At 44.0% G+C, this 17,427-nt stretch carries 13 protein-coding genes; 5 read left to right on the forward strand and 8 right to left on the reverse strand.

Annotated elements, in window-relative coordinates; genetic code table 11:
* Positions 1–251 precede the first annotated feature (251 nt).
* The 3 genes from QUF61_RS03530 to mltB are packed head-to-tail and all read right to left on the reverse strand — an operon-like array spanning position 252 to position 3,169.
* Complete coding sequence (locus tag QUF61_RS03530; RefSeq protein WP_289680476.1) at positions 252–935, reverse strand: SanA/YdcF family protein; 684 nt, start codon at positions 933–935, stop codon at positions 252–254.
* A gap of 37 nt (positions 936–972) precedes the next feature.
* On the reverse strand, positions 973–2,214 hold the full coding sequence (locus QUF61_RS03535) for a ribonucleotide-diphosphate reductase subunit beta (protein WP_103922385.1): 1,242 nt from the start codon (positions 2,212–2,214) through the stop codon (positions 973–975).
* Between the two features lie 13 nt (positions 2,215–2,227).
* The gene (gene mltB, locus QUF61_RS03540; RefSeq protein WP_286019587.1) at positions 2,228–3,169 is read right to left on the reverse strand and encodes a lytic murein transglycosylase B; all 942 of its coding nucleotides are present in this window, start codon (positions 3,167–3,169) and stop codon (positions 2,228–2,230) included.
* A gap of 156 nt (positions 3,170–3,325) precedes the next feature.
* Here mltB and QUF61_RS03545 point away from each other — a divergent pair, with 156 nt between their 5' ends.
* Together QUF61_RS03545 and QUF61_RS03550 are read left to right on the forward strand one after the other, a co-directional pair.
* On the forward strand, positions 3,326–3,934 hold the full coding sequence (locus QUF61_RS03545; RefSeq protein WP_289680477.1) for an FUN14 domain-containing protein: 609 nt from the start codon (positions 3,326–3,328) through the stop codon (positions 3,932–3,934).
* Positions 3,935–4,115: 181 nt separating this feature from the next.
* A complete protein-coding gene (locus QUF61_RS03550; RefSeq protein WP_289680478.1) occupies positions 4,116–4,973 on the forward strand; it encodes a type IV pili methyl-accepting chemotaxis transducer N-terminal domain-containing protein in 858 nt (285 codons plus the stop codon).
* A gap of 74 nt (positions 4,974–5,047) precedes the next feature.
* On the opposite strand, the gene sodB is transcribed toward QUF61_RS03550, so the two are convergent.
* The 5 genes from sodB to QUF61_RS03575 form a co-directional block, all read right to left on the reverse strand.
* Complete coding sequence (gene sodB / locus QUF61_RS03555; RefSeq protein WP_103922381.1) at positions 5,048–5,629, reverse strand: superoxide dismutase [Fe]; 582 nt, start codon at positions 5,627–5,629, stop codon at positions 5,048–5,050.
* A 180-nt stretch (positions 5,630–5,809) separates the two neighbouring features.
* Positions 5,810–7,423, reverse strand: coding sequence for a polyadenylate binding domain-containing protein (locus tag QUF61_RS03560; protein WP_289680480.1), 1,614 nt, complete (start codon positions 7,421–7,423; stop codon positions 5,810–5,812).
* A 149-nt stretch (positions 7,424–7,572) separates the two neighbouring features.
* Positions 7,573–9,045, reverse strand: a complete 1,473-nt coding sequence (locus tag QUF61_RS03565; protein ID WP_289680482.1) for a hypothetical protein — start codon at positions 9,043–9,045, stop codon at positions 7,573–7,575.
* 15 nt (positions 9,046–9,060) lie between these two features.
* The gene (locus QUF61_RS03570; RefSeq protein WP_289680483.1) at positions 9,061–10,548 is read right to left on the reverse strand and encodes a glycogen synthase; all 1,488 of its coding nucleotides are present in this window, start codon (positions 10,546–10,548) and stop codon (positions 9,061–9,063) included.
* Positions 10,549–10,566: 18 nt separating this feature from the next.
* The gene (locus tag QUF61_RS03575; RefSeq protein ID WP_289680484.1) at positions 10,567–12,078 is read right to left on the reverse strand and encodes a 2Fe-2S iron-sulfur cluster-binding protein; all 1,512 of its coding nucleotides are present in this window, start codon (positions 12,076–12,078) and stop codon (positions 10,567–10,569) included.
* A gap of 42 nt (positions 12,079–12,120) precedes the next feature.
* Here QUF61_RS03575 and gspM point away from each other — a divergent pair, with 42 nt between their 5' ends.
* Genes gspM through QUF61_RS03590 form a run of 3 tightly spaced genes read left to right on the forward strand, consistent with a single transcriptional unit; the run spans position 12,121 to position 17,420 of the window.
* Positions 12,121–12,720, forward strand: coding sequence for a type II secretion system protein GspM (gspM, locus tag QUF61_RS03580; RefSeq protein ID WP_289680485.1), 600 nt, complete (start codon positions 12,121–12,123; stop codon positions 12,718–12,720).
* A gap of 9 nt (positions 12,721–12,729) precedes the next feature.
* Positions 12,730–13,785, forward strand: a complete 1,056-nt coding sequence (locus tag QUF61_RS03585; RefSeq protein ID WP_103922375.1) for a response regulator — start codon at positions 12,730–12,732, stop codon at positions 13,783–13,785.
* Positions 13,786–13,790: 5 nt separating this feature from the next.
* Entirely contained in the window at positions 13,791–17,420 is a 3,630-nt protein-coding gene (locus QUF61_RS03590; RefSeq protein ID WP_289680487.1) for a transporter substrate-binding domain-containing protein, read from the forward strand.
* Positions 17,421–17,427: the final 7 nt, after the last annotated feature.

The following is a 17,427-nucleotide window of genomic DNA, read 5'->3' on the forward strand; positions in this document are numbered from 1 at the left end:
CAAAATTCAGAATTTGCTGCTTGTGCAGTAACCAGGAGGCTGTCCGAGAATACAATACCTACTACAGTTTCTATTCTCGGACAGCCTCCCAGGATTTTACATCCATGCCGTGTATTGCTATTTTTTCATATTAAGCAACAACTAATCAAGCATTCTTTAAGTTATTTATTAACTAATCTGAGTTCGATATAAGCTTCTTTGCGCTTGAGTTATTAAATTTTCGTTTCTTAGTAGCTGTTGTGTAACAGTGTCTAATCCCAACTTTTACGCCCATCACCTATAATGGGAATCACTTCCCCCAGATATTTGGGTGGAAATCTGAGTATATGTAACTCTATCATGGCTTTAGTGCGCGCCAGCACTTCACGTAAATTGGCTCTGACTAAACTTCGGTGGGTGTAATTGGTATTATGTCCGGCCTCTACGCCAAATGCCTTCAGCCCAAAAGTCTGCGCGGTGTATACCGAACGTGCCAGATGAAAACCCTGGGTTATCACCAGCGCATCCTTTACCTGAAAAACATCCCGGGCACGATAAAAACTGTCATAGGTTTTAAAACCTGCGTGATCCATGAACAAGTCTTCTGGTGGCACACCGGCTTTGAGTAGATAACGACGCATGGCGTTGACCTCGTCATACCCCACCTGACCATGATCGCCGGATAATAATAATTTTTTTACCCGCCCCTGCCGATAGAGTCGCAGGCCCGTGAGTACCCGATCTTCCAACATGTCTGACAACCTGCCATCAGGTGCGACCCAGGCACCGAGGATAACGCCGGTATAAGCGCTGGGCACCTGGGTTTCATCAGCATAAAGATAAGGGTTGGTCATCAGATAAATATAAACATTGCTGATAATGACCAGGGCAATTCCGAGAAAAATCATCCATTTTAAGGATTTAAAAAAAATGGGATATTGACTGAAAAAAGACATAAAAACCATGTTCCTTGCAGGCTATTCAAATTCAAGCCTAATCCCAATCTAAACTACTACCTACCCGATAATCCCGCACCCGGCCTTCAAAGAAATTCACTTCCTGTTTCATTTCATATTCTGATAACCAGGACATGGGGTGTTCCTTGATATTAAATAAAGGATTCAGGCCCAGGGTTTTTAACAGATTATCGCCCATAAGTTGTGCATATTGAGTGTAACTTTTGACCGATAAACCAGGTATACCGCCATTTGGCATACAAGCACTGCCGAATGCAGTTTCTAATTTCACCGCTTCATTGATAATTTCACGGGTACGCACCTGCATGGAAGCATCCCAGAGTTCCGGATTTTCGCGGATGATTTGTAGAATCATCCAGCGACCATTGATAGCATGCAGGTTTTCATCACGCCAGATATATTGGTATTGCTGCGCGGTATTGCGTAACTTGCCTTGTCTTGCCAGGGCAAATACCTGAGAGAACCCCAGCGGGAAAAACAGGTATTCAAACACATAATAACTGATTAAATCTTCCATCAAGGCGCGGTTGGCTTCTCTGGAGCCTTGTGGATGCTCGCAGTTCACAACATTATTGGTGAAATCCAGATTCCAGTTGAGTTTATTGACCAGTTCCGGTACATCCTGATACAGGCTGAAAATCTGGCCCTGACCTTTTTCATCCAGACCGAAAGATTCCAGAATAAAAAAGTAAGACTCAATATGATTGGATTCCTCTGCAATTTGCCAGCGCATGTACTGGCGCATTTCACTGGCGGTGATCTGCGCTAAAATCGCATTATCCAGATTATCCGGCACCAGATTATCCGAGGCGGTGAGATAAGAAATATTACATTTGAACATCCATATTTCTTCTTCCGTCAAATCGCCGGTATTCCATTGAATTTTATCATCGCCCATGGCAATTTCATGTGGCGTCCAGAAATTATTGCGGGCGCTGAGAAAATGCTCGCGCACTGCCGGGTATTTAATCGGTACTGGCTGGCGCACATCATAGTTTTTACCACCAATAATCCGTATATCATCGGCATGAGGGGCTTTATTGCCGATAGTCACCCGGTTTAAACTACTGGCAATGGCGGGATCACGACTGGATTTTTTGCTGTTTAGCGTGCTGCTTTCTGGGGGCGTTTGTACGCTTGTGTTTTCTGCTTTTGCAGGTGGGGGCGCAGCTTTTGGCGCTGCTGGCTCCGGTGCTTTAAATGTGCCTGTCTGGGGCGGGGAAGGGGGCACAAAACGGGTGTTTGCAGAATCAGTCATGTCTTATTTCGCCTTAAAAGCGTTGTTGAATATGAAATTGAAAGTCAATATTTTCAGCCAGTTGATTCACAGCCATTGCATAACGACGGCTGTGATTATAGCGGGTAATGACATAAAAATTGGGCAGTGCAAGCCAGTAAGCCTCACCCGTTTCAGTTTTTAACATCACCAATGAGGCTTTTTGTTTTGCAGGTAATTTTCCGGAAAACAGCAGCCCTTTTTTGCGTAATTGCGTGAGGTTGTATTTAGGTTTTAAGCCCAGTGCCAGCAGTGCATCGGCAGTGCCTGATTGTACCTGTGTTGCTTCGATAATTGCCTGTCCCGCTTGCCAGCCGTGGGCTTGCAGGTAATTGGCAACACTGCCGATGGCATCATTAACTTCCCAGATACTGCGCTTGCCATCGCCATTAAAGTCCACCACGTACTTGCGGTAACTGCTGGGCATAAATTGCCCGATACCCATTGCGCCTGCATAGGAGCCTTTTGCAGTTAACGGCGGCATGGAAATTTCCTGCATTAACAGTAAAAATTCCACCAATTCCTTACGAAAAAAGGTCGCACGTTTGGGATAATGAAAAGCCAGGGTGCTGAGGGCATCTAATACCCGGTAACTGCCGGTATTGCGACCATAACGGGTTTCCACGCCAATAATTGCAGCAATAATGGGCGCTGGCACACCATACTGACGTTCTGCCGCTTGTAAAGCTTTTTGGTGCTGTTTATAAAAGGCTACACCCTGCCGGATTTGTTTGGGGGTGACAAATAGTTTGCGGTACTCAAACCACGGTTTTGCCTCACCTGGACGGCGCATGGCTTTGAGTATGCTTTGCTTGATTTTCACCTGAGCAAATAATTTCTCTAAATATTTTTTATCGAAACCATGCTGCTGCACCATTTCAGTAATCAATATTTCGGGTTCTGTGTGCTGCTTCGCTGCCTGAGCAGAAAGCGTCATCGCAACAGTTAAGAGAAGGCATAAGTTGAGCTGGAAAAGGTATACAATAATTTTCATGGCATAAAGTATATACGCTTCGTAAAATACTGTAAAAAGTATAAAAAGCTTGCGCCGAATTCAGCTTATTTAATCATTATAAAAAAATGGAGTAAAATCATGTCCCCAGAAGCTTCGGAATCTTCCGCTGATAATGAATCAGAAATCGATAGCCCGCCTTTTCCGATCTGGAAAAAAGGCTTATTGGTTCTGGCTCTGCTGCTTTTTATCGCTGGAGGCGCATTGTATCTGATGACACCAGAAAAAGCGCAACCCGATATGCCGCCGCCAATCAGCGCGCAATCCACAGGCCCTGGCGCGTTTGCCCCCCATTCTTTTGCACCGGATAATGGAATTGATCCCACGCAATGGCAAGGTGGCTCGATTCCTGGCACCACCTCAAAGTCCAGCACGCAACCAGAGCTTAATGATTGGTCGGTGTTTATGATGAAACTGGGTTTTAGCTTTTTTATTGGTTTTAGTATGGGGTATGCGCTTGCGGGATTTGCCAAATTAACCTTTTTTATTACCGGCGTGCTTGCGTTGGTTTTATTCGGTTTGCAGTATGTTGGCTTGATTCAGGTGAATTGGTCAGGCATGGAAGGCATTTATAATGACTTTATCGCCTGGCTGCAACCACAAATCGGCAGCTTTAAGGATTTTGTCACCAGTAATTTATCTTCTTCTGGCATGGCTGCTGCTGGCCTAGTGGTAGGTTTTAAAAAGTAGGGATATTGATTGATTTCATATCAAACAGCATTGCGCAGGGACAGTTTTTTTTGACGAAAGAAAATCAATCTCGCCAAAAATGAAGTCTCTGTGTAATGTCATATCTTAACTTTTATCAATTTATTCATACTGCAATTCAGGTTAAAATGAATTTTTTAACTGTTATAACAGGAGTTTTCTAATGATACGAGCATTTTTTCGTTATACCGCTGCTACATTACTGGGTTTAAGCCTCGCTTTTTCTGCACAGGCAAGCAGCAAAACAGAGATGGGCAAGGTTATTAACCTTGCGGGTAAGCAGCGTATGCTGACCCAGAAAATGAGTAAAGAAGCCTTATTTATTGCTAAAGGCGTTGACGCAACTGGCAATCAGGGTAATCTGAAAAAAACTGCCAATTTATTTGATCGTACCTTAAAAGGTCTTAAAGATGGTGATGCAGACTTAGGCTTACCAAAAACTACTGATGCAGGCATTCTCGCGCAATTAGACGTGGTTGCAAAATTATGGATTACCTTTAAGGGAAATATTGACGCAGTATTGGCAGGTAAGACCAGCCCGGAAGTATTGAGTAATATTGCTGCACAAAATCTGCCACTGCTCAAAGAAATGAACAAAGCCGTTAAAATGTATGAAAAAGCAGCAGGTTCTACATTAGATGCGGGTATGGCAACCACTATTAACCTTGCGGGAAAACAACGTATGTTAACCCAGAAAATGACCAAGGAATTAATGCTGGCTGCAAATGGCATTGACGCACAAGCAAATATTACTAATATGAAAAAGACAGCCAACCTGTTTGGCAGCACCTTAAACGGTCTGGTTAAAGCTGATAAAGCTATGGGTCTGCCAGGAACTACTGATCAGGCGATTTTAACGCAGTTGGCGGTTGTCAGTAAAATCTGGGCAGAATATCAGCCGATACTGGAAAAAAATGCTGCTGATGCCAATGCAGATTTCAGTCAGGTAACAAGCTTAAATATGACCTTATTAAAAGAAATGAATAAAGCGGTACAAATGTATGCTGCTTCTGTGAAGTAAGCTTACCTATGACGGATAACACCCCTTCTGAAGGGGTGTTATCCGTAGCGTTATCATTAAAAAATGATAGATAATTAATCTGTCAGATTTGCCGCAACAAAATCCCAATTCACCAGATTCCAGAAAGCTTCCAGATATTTAGGACGCGCATTACGATAATCAATGTAATAGGCATGTTCCCAGACATCACAGGTCAGCAGTGGTTTGTCATCACTGCTTAATGGCGTCGCAGCATTGCTGGTACTGGCTAAGGCCAGACTGCCATCGGCTTTTTTCACCAGCCAGCCCCAACCGGAACCAAAGGTGGTGATCGCATTTTTGCTGAAAGCGTCTTTGAATGCTGCAAAAGAGCCAAAAGAAGCATTAATCGCATCCGCTAAAGCGCCACTGGGTTCACCGCCACCATTTGGACTTAGGCAATTCCAATAAAAACTGTGATTCCAGACTTGCGCTGCATTATTAAAAATGCCACCACTGGATTTTTTCACGATCTCTTCCAGGTTCATATTTTCAAACTCAGTGCCTGGAATCAGCTTGTTAAGATTGGTCGCATAAGTCTGATGGTGTTTGCCATAATGAAACTCCAGCGTTTCCGCAGAAATATGAGGTTCCAGTGCATTTTTTTCATAAGGCAGCGCAGGTAATGTATGTTCCATGAAGATTCCTTTTTATTTATGAGTTAAAAAACTATGAACATTAATAAAAATCAGCGTGAGGCAAAAGCGGCTTTCAGCGTCTTTAGTGCTGAATGAAGCTTACCTCGAACTCAGCTTGTTATATAGCTTAACATTTGTTAATTCAAGGCAAGTTCTTTTTATACCTGTCATACCTGTTTTTTATTGCTTTGGCGTAACCGCTGTTTTTGGATTTTCTGGCACAGTTTCCTGCCCACTTTTCTGAGCTGCTGTTGTAGTGGGTACTTGCGTGTCTGCGAGCTGCTTTACAACAGCTTCATTATTCGGGGTAACGGGTGCAGCCACTTGTTTAACAATGGGTTGGGTGACGGGCAATGGTGTTTTTGTACCGGTAGCAGGTAACTTTGGTATTTCTAATTCGGGTTTTATAAGCGCTTCTGCCGCAGGTGCTGTTATTACAACTGGTGGCTTGGCAACTGGCTGCTTAACAACGGCTTCCTGGGCTGGTGCTGCTGGTGCAACAGATACCGGTGGCGCAGGCTGTTTTGTCGTTTCCACAATCACGGGCTGCGTGACAGGTGGCTCTAAAACCATGCCTGGTACAACATTTTCCAATTCATGAAAACCGCTATTGGGCATTGAAACTGGTTTTTCAGCCTGAGTATGCGGTACCTGAGCGGTGGTTGGTAATGGGGCCAAGGTGCGCTCCTGATAAGCGCGGGGATCACCGGGGGCCGGCCCCAGTAATTGCTTTTGTTTGCCTGGGGGTTCGCCAGTGCGTTGCTGATACATCACCGGATCACCCGGTGCCGGACCTAATATTTCACGCACCTGGTAAGGTTGTTGATGCGCAGGTGCTTGTGGGATTTGCTGCGGCATGTTTTGTCTTGTTGTCTGCGGATAAAGTTGTGGACGATTGGCTCCCATATCGGGTTGTTGTCCCGTTCCCATATTCGGCATCATTGTTGTCGGCATAGGATTATAAGCAGGATTGGGCATCTGTTGCATCATGTTTGGGGTAACAGATTTCATGCCATCCCCCATCATCTGCAAAGGGTTTGTCGGTGCCTGATATTGTTGTATTGCTGCGGGCTGTTGTGTGTAATAGGAATTAGCAGTACTCGCTGGCGGTGTTTGATATATTGAGGCCGGTCTTGGTGCGTTCTGGCGACTCATATCCGGTTGCATATAATAATCAGGTGCCTTATTTCCCGGTGTAGGGGCTGAAGGGTAATAAGCCGGCTGCGGGTTTTGTGGATATTGACCATTATAACGCGGTTGCTGCTGTGGTTGCTGCTGTGGTTGTCTTGCTGGTATTTGTTGATTGCCATAATAAGGCTGGCTGTTATTCCCCGCGTTATAGCCCTGCTGCGGTGCAACGGAAGGCTGCGGATAAGCATAGGTACGACCTGAAGCTTGTGAATAACCTGGTGTTAGCGGTTGTGGGTAGGCTTGTCCACGATAAGAAGGCATTTGTTGTCCCACTTGTCCCATTGGTTGGGGGAACGCTCCCTGCTGTTGCGTTGGGTAGTGATGCAATGGCCTTTGTGCTGATGATTGGCTATGCCCCTGATTTGGATAATAACCGGGGCTGGCATCAGGCTGCCAATAATGTTGATTGGCAGAAGCTGGCGTTGTTTGTTGATTGCGCCAGGGGTTGTTAATCGGGCTGGGCTGTGGTTGCGCTGTTTCAAAAACCTCAGCAGGCGGCGGTGGTGGCGGCCTCATAAAATTATTATCTGCCATGCTGATAGTGGGGAAAGCCGTCGCCATCAGTGCCGACAAACTGGATAAACAAATTATTTGGTGTTTCATGACAGTCTCCTCCAAACCGCCCCATGAACCTGGGTTTGATTTGGGTTTATTTTTTTAAATCACAGGTGTTATGCAAAGGCTCCTTTTTTGTACTTTGATGTACAAAAAAGAGGTGCAAAAAAACCACTATTGCTTCACGCTGAATCTAACTAAAAGTCGTGAAGGATAATTTCACTGCTGCGGCGACAGATTTCCCGCCCATAATCAGTCCACAATCCCTGCCCCCAATAACGGTAACAACTGGTTTGCGAGGCCATTAGATGATACAGGGCATTACGATAAGCATGGCTACGGGTATCTGGTTGCTGGCTTAATACTTTTTTGCTGAATAAAACGCTGCTTTGCTCCATCGGGCCTAACACATTTTCATAACCGGCAACCCAGGAAATATTATTAGTCCAACTACCGCCATCCATATGGAAACGATCATCTTCCTGCTTCAGCTTTTTAATACTTTGTTCCAGTTTTTCCGCACCTGATCCCGCATCAAAGCGTTCCCAGATGTGTTTTTGCAAGACGGGCTGCACCACCGGCAAATCAGACATTTGAATACCTAAAGCAAACAAGTGATCCAGGTATTCGGAAACGTTCATCAGCGGCACTTGAGAACCACTGGCTTCGCGCACCACATCCTGATATTTAGGAGGGAATTCATTCATCATCACGCCACCGTTTTCCCCATCGGCAATCTGAGTCACCAAAGGCGGTACGGCATGTCCTGCCAATGTTTGTCGGTCCAGGCTTTGCGCTTCATACCAGGGCTGCATTTGTGCAACCAGCTTGCTATCACTGCCCTGGGTTTTGATAATGGCGATGATTTCCGCTGTTTCGCCATTGGAATTAGTGCAGACCAGGCGATGTGGCAAATGTGGATTGCGGATACCGTTCCCGGTTGCAGGATCTTCGATGGTATGCTCTTGTAGCAGCACCCACTGATAACCCGCATCGTTTAAGGTTTTGACAAATTCATAAGCGACATCAGGATGATTGGGTAAAGCCATTTCAGAAGGTGAAAACCCCCGCACCCGTGCCAAGGCTTCCGCGCCAAAAATGGCAGCAAAATGATGCTGCCAGGCGCGTACATGCAAGCGATAATCCTGCACTGGTGTGGAAGGCGCAACCGCATGTCCCCAGGGGCATCCCAGCCATTCTACCGCATCTTGGTATTGTGGATCACAGGTAATGGTTTGCAAATGTTCTATAACGGCATCAGCGCCCATCTGCCGCAGAGCAAATAATAAAGTACCGGAATATTCCAGCATTACACGGGGTTGTTTGCCTTCTGCCATCAACTCGGGAATAAAACGTCCCATGCGTTGATAACAGTCTTGAAACACGGGTGCATTATGATTGTCACCAATATTCTGGTGCGCCATCATATCCTGCAAGTTACCAATAATTTCAGCCGTTTGCAGCTCATCGCCACCGGCGGGAATCAATGGCTGGTGCATGTGCAGGGCAATCGCGCAAGCACTTTTAATCCGCTCAAAGGCAATAGGGCTGTTTGTCAAAGAAACTGGTTTGCACCGATGTTCAGCAATAAGTGTGCTGAGGTATTGTTCTTCACCACAAATATTCGGTAAACCATTAATTTGTTCAGCTAACTGGGGCGAATGAGACATGGGAAATCCTGTTGTTTAAACCTTGGTTACGGAGATATGCTCATAGGCATTGAGATAATTCTGTACGGATTGTTTCCAGGAATAGTCACACTTCATGCCATGCACCAATAATCTACGGAAAATATCCGGGTGTGAATTCCATAAACCAATAGCGCGGTGTAAGGCCGATTCCAGCCCTTCTGGCGTGGCATCGTAAAACACATAACCATTGCGCTGACAATTCGGATTGGGTGATTTATGCTCATCATTCCAATCAAATACCGTATCAGCAAGTCCGCCGATGGCGCGTACAATCGGCACCGTGCCATAGCGCAAGGCGATAAGTTGGGTTAAACCGCAAGGCTCATACAAACTGGGTACCACAACCATGTCACTGCCAGCATAGATTAAATGCGCCAGTTCTTCATTAAAGCCAATTTCCAGATGGCAGTCAGGATTATCATTGAGTTCAAATTTTAGTTTCCAGAATTCATCATTGATACGCGCTTCCGGGCTAGAACCTAATAATACAAACTGCGCACCATTATCCAAGGCATAAAATAAGCTGTGGCGGATGAGAGCGATGCCTTTTTGTGTATCCAGTCGCCCAATATAAGCGATAATTGGTTTATAGGCTTCCTCTAGCAATAAACGATTGCACAAGGCAATTTTATTGGCATATTTACCATCAAGATTGTTAACTGTGTAGTTATGCGGTAGCAGTGTATCGGTTTCAGGATTCCAGGCTTCATAATCCAGGCCGTTGAGTATGCCGCCAAACTTGTGTTGATGGACATGCAGAATATGCCCTAAGCCATAACCCTGTTCGGTATGGCGTGCTTCCCAGGCGTGGGTGGGGGAAACGGTATTGGCATAGTTAGCATAGACAATGCCGCCTTTCATCAGATTAATACGTCGTGGTGAGAAATCATCACCCAGACGATCACGGTTGCCGTAATACTCAGGACGCTGCAAACCAGAGGCCCACAATACCTCCTCATCACATACACCCTGGTGTTTAAAGTTATGAATGGTATAACACACCCGCTGCTGCTGCATACCATGATATTGATACAGCTCATATAACAATACCGGCAACAAGCCTGTCTGCCAGTCATGGGCATGGATAATATCCGGGCGTTTGTTGGTTTTCAGCATAAATTCCAGCGCAGCCTTGCTGAAAAAAGCAAAGCGCATCACTTCATCATGAAAACCATAAAAATTATTGCGGTTAAAGTAGTTATCCTGAGAATGGGGTTCAATAAAAAAACACCGTCTACCATCACTGAAACCAAACCAGACCGTGCAATGTATTGCGCCACCATACCAGGGCACCCATAAATCACGGTAAGCAATCTGCAAGTCATAAATATGGTCATAACGCATACAATCATATTTAGGCAAAATGATTTCAACAGTGTGTCCGCGTTGATCCAGTTCACCGCTCAGGCTGTGAACCACATCAGCCAACCCTCCAACTTTGGCAACCGGGGCGCATTCGGAAGCCACCATGATGATATACATAAAGCTGCTCGTCCTTTTTCAATCACAAGTATTTGCGTGTTCTGTAAAAAAACAATGCTCAGGATTGGCCTGACGCGATAATAAAAAATCTTGTACTAAAGTTTGTAAAGGTTCAGGCATGGCAACATAAATATAATAACGCCGTAAATCTGTTAATTTTGAAAAAGTGCTTTGCAGATAATGGTCTAATGCGTCATTTTCATTGATTGCCAGATTACCCAGATGTAATGGTGTGTAATAAAAATTATCCAGCGCATCTTGCCAGGAACGACACAGATTATGCATATAATGTCCCGGCATTTGCTCGCCACTAGTTTCTGTCAGCCAATAGAGATGCCAGCTTTCTGCATTATCTACTGAAACTGTATGCTCAATCAAACTTTTAATGGGAGCAAAACCTGTCTCCCAGGCAATCAATAATAACGGTGCCGTCACATCAAAGGGTAAGGTGAAATTACCGCTGGGACCTTTTAAGTGCAGATTTTTTTTGGCCTGTGCCTGAGTGAATAAATAAGTGGCTAAATGATCATGTTCAAGTCGTGGAATATGAAATTCCAGATTTTTACCATCACAAGGGCAACTGGCAACCGGATAACGATGTTGCCCGACACCTTCCAGACTCAGCACCACATCCTGTCCCGCCATAAAGCGCAATGTCTGAGTATCAGGGGTTTGAATTTTTAAGATGAGTAAACGATCATTGAGTCGATTGATTTGCTTGATTTCAACCTCAATTTCCTGCTCAGCAATATCTGCCGGACAATGCGCTTCTCCCGCTTCCAGGGTCACATCTGTGACTGCGGTATAAGAGCACATCAGCATATAGCCCAGATTGAGTTCAGTTTGACTCAATTCATATTCATGATCGCGAACCTTTAAAACCTCCCCGCCAACCACGCGCGCTTTGCAAGCACCGCAATTTCCCTGTGTACAACCATAATTGACCGCTACGCCAGCATTCAGGGCGGCTTCCAGAATGGAGCCGGTGCCTTCTGCAAAAAACTCATGACCGCTGGGAATCAGCTTAATCTGTGCAGCCAGCAGGCGTAAAAAGGTATCTTTAACCAGTAGTTCTGTTTTCTGACGAGGGACTTTAGGGCATTTTGTTTTATTCTGTGCAATCCAGGCATTCAGATCACTTAGTTTTTCCAGAAATTCCGGGGGGCAGGATTGCTCCACTTCCACCAGTTTTGCTTCCAGTCCCTCAATTAATTCCGCATAATGTCCCAGTAAAGCACGGCTTTCAACCAATTCCCGGCTGAGACTACTCAAACGGCTGGCCAGGACTTCCGAAGGCGGTAACTCTGGCAGGTCATGATCGCCACGCTGCGCATTACGCTGAATTTTTTGCACCTTCTCCAGCATGCGCTCATCTTCCAGATGCGTTTGCGGATAAACCCTTAATAAATCAGAAGCCTTAACCATTCCTTCAAAGGTTGGCAACTCATTTTGATGAATTTTTTTTTGTAATGCGCCGCGAGTAACGCCAACCAGGCGTGCGGCACGGGATACGGTTAATAATTGTGGCATATCAAATCCCCTTTCCCCGCTTATGAGTTATTGCAATTATCGATGTCAAAACAGTTTACGCCATTTTTGCATGAGAATCATTACGGCATTACAATAGCGATTATGTTAGAAAAATTTCAACAATTAGATACACGTGAACAGCGCGCTTTGTGGTTTGGCGGCTTGAGTTTATTTTTAATCCTGGCTTACTTCCTGGTGTGGGAACCCCTGCTGCAAAATCGCCAGGTATTACGCACACAGCTTGCAGAGCAACAGCAATTATTACACTGGATGCAGCAGGCACAAATGGAAGTTCAAAAATTGCAACACAAGCAAAATGTGCGTCAAGTCACGTTGCCTGTCGGCATGTCTTTATTATCCGTGGTGGATCAAAGCCTGCGCCAGGGGGCATTGCAGGCCTTAAATAAACAAGTGCAGCCGCATGGTGATAATGGGGCTGAGCCACAGATTGCTGTGCGTTTTAAGTCCATCGCACTGGATACTTTGTTACAATGGCTGGCAAGTTTATATAATCAATATGGTATTCAAGCCAAGCAACTGAATCTGGAACGTCTGAATTTGAAACGTCATAATAAGCCGCAAAAAAAATCAAATCAAGCCACTGATAATCAAGTGAAAGTCAGATTAGTATTAAGCCAGTAAAAATTTATTATGAACTACAACAATCATATTCTTATCGTAGATGATGTACCTGATAATATTCAGGTGGCGATGAATATTTTAAAAGAAGACAACTACGCTTTCTCTTTTGCAATGGATGGCAGACAGGCATTAGATCTGGTAGAAAGTAATGGCAGTGGATTTGATCTGATCTTGCTGGATATTATGATGCCGGAAATTGATGGCTTTGAGGTTTGTCGGCAGTTAAAGACCAAAACCCTGCACCAGGATGTACCGGTCATTTTTCTCAGTGCCAAAGTGGATGTCGAGTCGATTACCCAGGGCTTTGAGGTTGGTGGCGTGGATTATATTACCAAACCTTTCCATGCCAACGAGCTGCTGGCGCGGGTGAAAAATCATATCCAGCTTTATCATTCAAAAAAATTATTACAACAACATAATATTAATTTACATACCAAAATGAAGTTTGAGCATAATCGTCTGCTCAGTGAACTGGAAGCCAATCAAAAAGATATTATTTATATTTTGACAGAATTGATGGAATCCACCTCCGATGAAACCGGTAAACACATTAAGCGTGTGGCTGAATATTGCCGTTTAATGGCGCATTACCACGATTGCCTGAATGATGAAGATGCCGAGGTGTTATATCATGCCGCACCCATGCATGATATTGGCAAAATGATGGTCTCACAAGATATTCTACATAAACCCGATAAGCTGACAGTTGAAGAATTCAACCTCATCCAACAACATACCTTACACGGACACACCTTGTTGGGTCATTCCGAACGCAAAATCATCAAAGCTGCTGCGGTGATTGCTTATGAGCATCATGAAAAATGGAATGGAGAAGGTTATCCACAGGGCTTGAAAGGTGAAGAAATCCATATTTATGGACGTATTACCAGTATTGCCGATGTCTTTGACGCACTGACGCATAAACGTATTTATAAGGACTCATGGGCCGTCGAAGATGCAGTTGCTTATATTGAGCAGCAACAGGGTAGCCATTTTGATCCCAGTTTAGTGGCCTTGTTTCTCGACCATGTTGATGAATTTATTGCAATATCCCAACAAAATTGATGCTTATGCGTTTGCAAATATTACCGCTGTTCCTTGCGCTTGGTTTTTTATTGTGGATACCTTGCGCCTATTGTGAGCAAATACCTCTTGCCAATGAGCAAGAAACACTATTCCTGCAAAACCTGACAGAGAAATATCTGGAAATTCACAGGAAATGGGAGCGTTTGGAAGATAAGGTAAAGGTACAGCCAGCAGCGGATGCCAAACTGGCCTTAACGCCTGAAGAAAAACAATGGTTGGCAGCGCATCCTGTGATTACGATGGGTGGGGAATCTGACTGGCCCCCCTTTGATTTTGTGAATGAATCCGGTCGCTATCATGGCCTGACCGCAGATTTTATCAAACGTATTGAGCACTATCTGGATATTCATTTTCAAGTCATTACCCAATATAGCTGGGCTGAAATGCTGGAAAAAGCCCGCAACAAAGAAATTGACATGGTTGGCACCATTGTCCAAACACCAGAGCGTGAAGCAAACTGGTTGTTCACAGATACCTATTTCAGCTCACCCACCGTTATCTTCACCCGTAAAAATGAATTTCTGATAGAGGATTTATTTGATTTAACCAATAAAACCATTTCCATTGAGGAAGGGTTTTATTTACAGGAACTGATTAGTACTCACTATCCTGATATTCAAATACATCTGGTTAAAAATACTGTTGAGGCCCTTCATGCACTGTCCTATGGTAAGGTTGACGCTTATATTGGCAATCAGGGGGTTGCTAACTGGTGGATTGAACGTCATGTTTTAACCAATCTGAAAATGGTGAATAAAACCAGCCTGGATTTAACCCAGTTCAAATTTGCGGTACGTAAAGATTGGCCACTATTTCGGGATATTTTAAATAAAGCCCTGGCCGCCATCAGTGCTGAAGAAAAACGCCAGATGATACGCAAATGGGTGGGGGTTAAAACCCAGGCAGAATCCTCGCAACAACACCTGCAACTCAGCACAAATGAGCGCAACTGGTTAAAACAGCATCCCAGTCTGACTTTTACCGGTGATCCCAACTGGTTGCCTTATGAAGCTTTTGATAGCGATGGACGCCATATCGGCATGGTTGCAGAACATCTGCAATTAATCCAACAGTTATTGGATATTAAACTTCAGATCGTTCCAACGAACTCCTGGGCGGAATCCTTGCAAAAGGTCAAACAAGGAGAAATTGATATTTTATCGGAAACGGTGGATTCAGATTTAGGCAGGCAACTGGGCTTCACGCAGGCTTATCTCTCCAGCCCCATTGTAATTGTTATGCGTGATGACGAGGATTATGTCGAAAATATCCGACAAATTCAGGAGCGTAAACTGGCGGTTATTAAAGACTATGGTTATGTGCCTAAAATCTTGAGAAAACATTCTGATATTGATTTTCATCGGGTCAATACGATTCAGGAAGGCTTGACAGCGGTGTCTACTGGTCAGCAGGATGCCTTGATTTGTACCTTGGCGCAGGCCAGTTATCATATTGCCACACTGGGTATTAACAATATTCGTATCGTGGGTAAAACCAGTTTCAGTACCCGGCTTGCTTTTGGTATCCGTAAAGAGTTACAAGCGCTGGTTCCTTTATTTAACCGGGCTATCAAACACATCAGCAAAAGCCAGAAACAACAGATCCAAAATGCCTGGATTAAGCATCAATATATTGAAAAAACAGATTATTTTTTAATTATTCAGATTTTGGGTATTGGCCTGCTGATTATTTTCATTATTGTGATCTGGAACCGTAAGCTTGCTTTTGAAATACAGTTCAGAAAGCAGATTCAACAAGAGTTGCATCTGGAAAAAGAAAATTTTAAATCCCTGTTTAATATGTCACCGGATGCGATTATGGTGTTACGTGGCGAGTCCTGGTCTGATTGCAATCCTGCGGCTTTACAACTTTTTGGGCTAAACAATAAACATGATTTTCTAAATTTAAGCCCTTTGGTTTTTTTTCCACAAACCCAACCCAATGGCAAAAAATCATTACTGTTGATCCAAAAATTTGTTGCCATCGCTTATGAAACTGGCACCTGTTTTTTTGAGTGGGCTTACCGGAAACAGGATACGGGCGAAATCTTTATGGCGGAAGTGCATCTGGCGCTGGTGATGCTGCATGATGTACCGCATATTTATGCAATTATTCGGGATATATCAGATCGTAAACAGATAGAAACCGATTTAAAACAAGCCAAAGAAACCGCAGAAGCAGCAAATCGGGCAAAATCGGAATTTTTGGCAAATATGAGTCATGAAATTCGCACACCAATGAATGCGATTATTGGTTTTACTGAACTCTTAAATGAACAGGTTAAAGAACCCCGTCTGCGCGCCTTTGTTAAAACCATTCAATCGGCGGGCAATACACTGCTTTCCCTGATTAACGATATTCTGGATTTATCAAAAATTGAATCCGGGAAAATGTGCATTGAAAAAACAGCCACCAATCCGCACGACTTGTTCACTGAATTATCGAATATTTTTATGATGAATATTCGTAAAAAAGAACTGGATTTAATCCTGGATGTAGCTCCTGAAATCCCGGAAAGCCTGATGCTGGACGCTATCCGTTTACGTCAGGTATTATTTAACCTGATCGGCAACGCGGTGAAGTTTACTGACCACGGTTATATCCGGGTGACAGCTAAGCCGCTAAATAGCAATGAAATTAAAAGTAAGCTGGATTTATTAATTGAAATTGAAGATACCGGTATCGGTATTCCACAGCAGCAACAGGAACAGATATTTAATCAATTTGAACAATCTCATGCTCAGAAATATGGCGGCACGGGTTTGGGGCTGACCATCAGCCGCCGCCTGATGCAAATGATGGGTGGCGCGATTAGCGTCACCAGTCAACCGGGGCTGGGTACCAAATTCAGTCTGCATCTACACGCAGTTCATGTTGCCAGCATTCAGGCCAAGTCAGCGCTGGAAGAAGACAAATTCACGGCACAAGGCATCAAACTCAAACCTGCCACCCTGTTGATTGTTGATGATATTGCCAGCAACCGCAGTTTGGTGATTGAAAATTTTGCCAATACGCAGCTTTCTGTGATGGAAGCTGAAAATGGTCGACAAGCTGTTGAGATGGTAAAAATTCATAACATTGATTTGATTTTAATGGATATTCGTATGCCGGTAATGGATGGTTATCAGGCCGCAAACAGCATTCGGCAATTTTCTAAAGTGCCAATTATCGCCTTGACCGCTTCAGTTATGCATGATGAATACGAACGCATTAAAAGCGAGGACTTTGATGCCTATTTAAGAAAACCAGTCTTAAAAACAGAATTAATCAAAGAATTGATTCAATTTTTACCTTATGAACAAATAAAGACTGAGCATGAAAAAACACAAAAACTTGTACTTTCTGAACAGGAGCGCCAGATATTACCCCAGATTCTGATATCACTGGAACAATTGCTGCCAGATTTGCAACAAATCCAGAAAACAAATAACATCGCTGCGATTCAGATATTTTCAACGCATCTTGATACACTTGCAAAAGAGAGTAAAATCAGTATATTGCATAATTATGCAAAGACCCTGAGTGAATCGATCCAGACTTTTGATATTACTGGTATGCAAACCCAGTTGCGTCATTATCCACAACTTTTGGAAATGTTACAGGCGCATATCTAATACTTAG

The organism is Candidatus Venteria ishoeyi (assembly GCF_030378065.1).
GTDB classification, from domain to species: Bacteria; Pseudomonadota; Gammaproteobacteria; order Beggiatoales; family Beggiatoaceae; genus Venteria; species Venteria ishoeyi.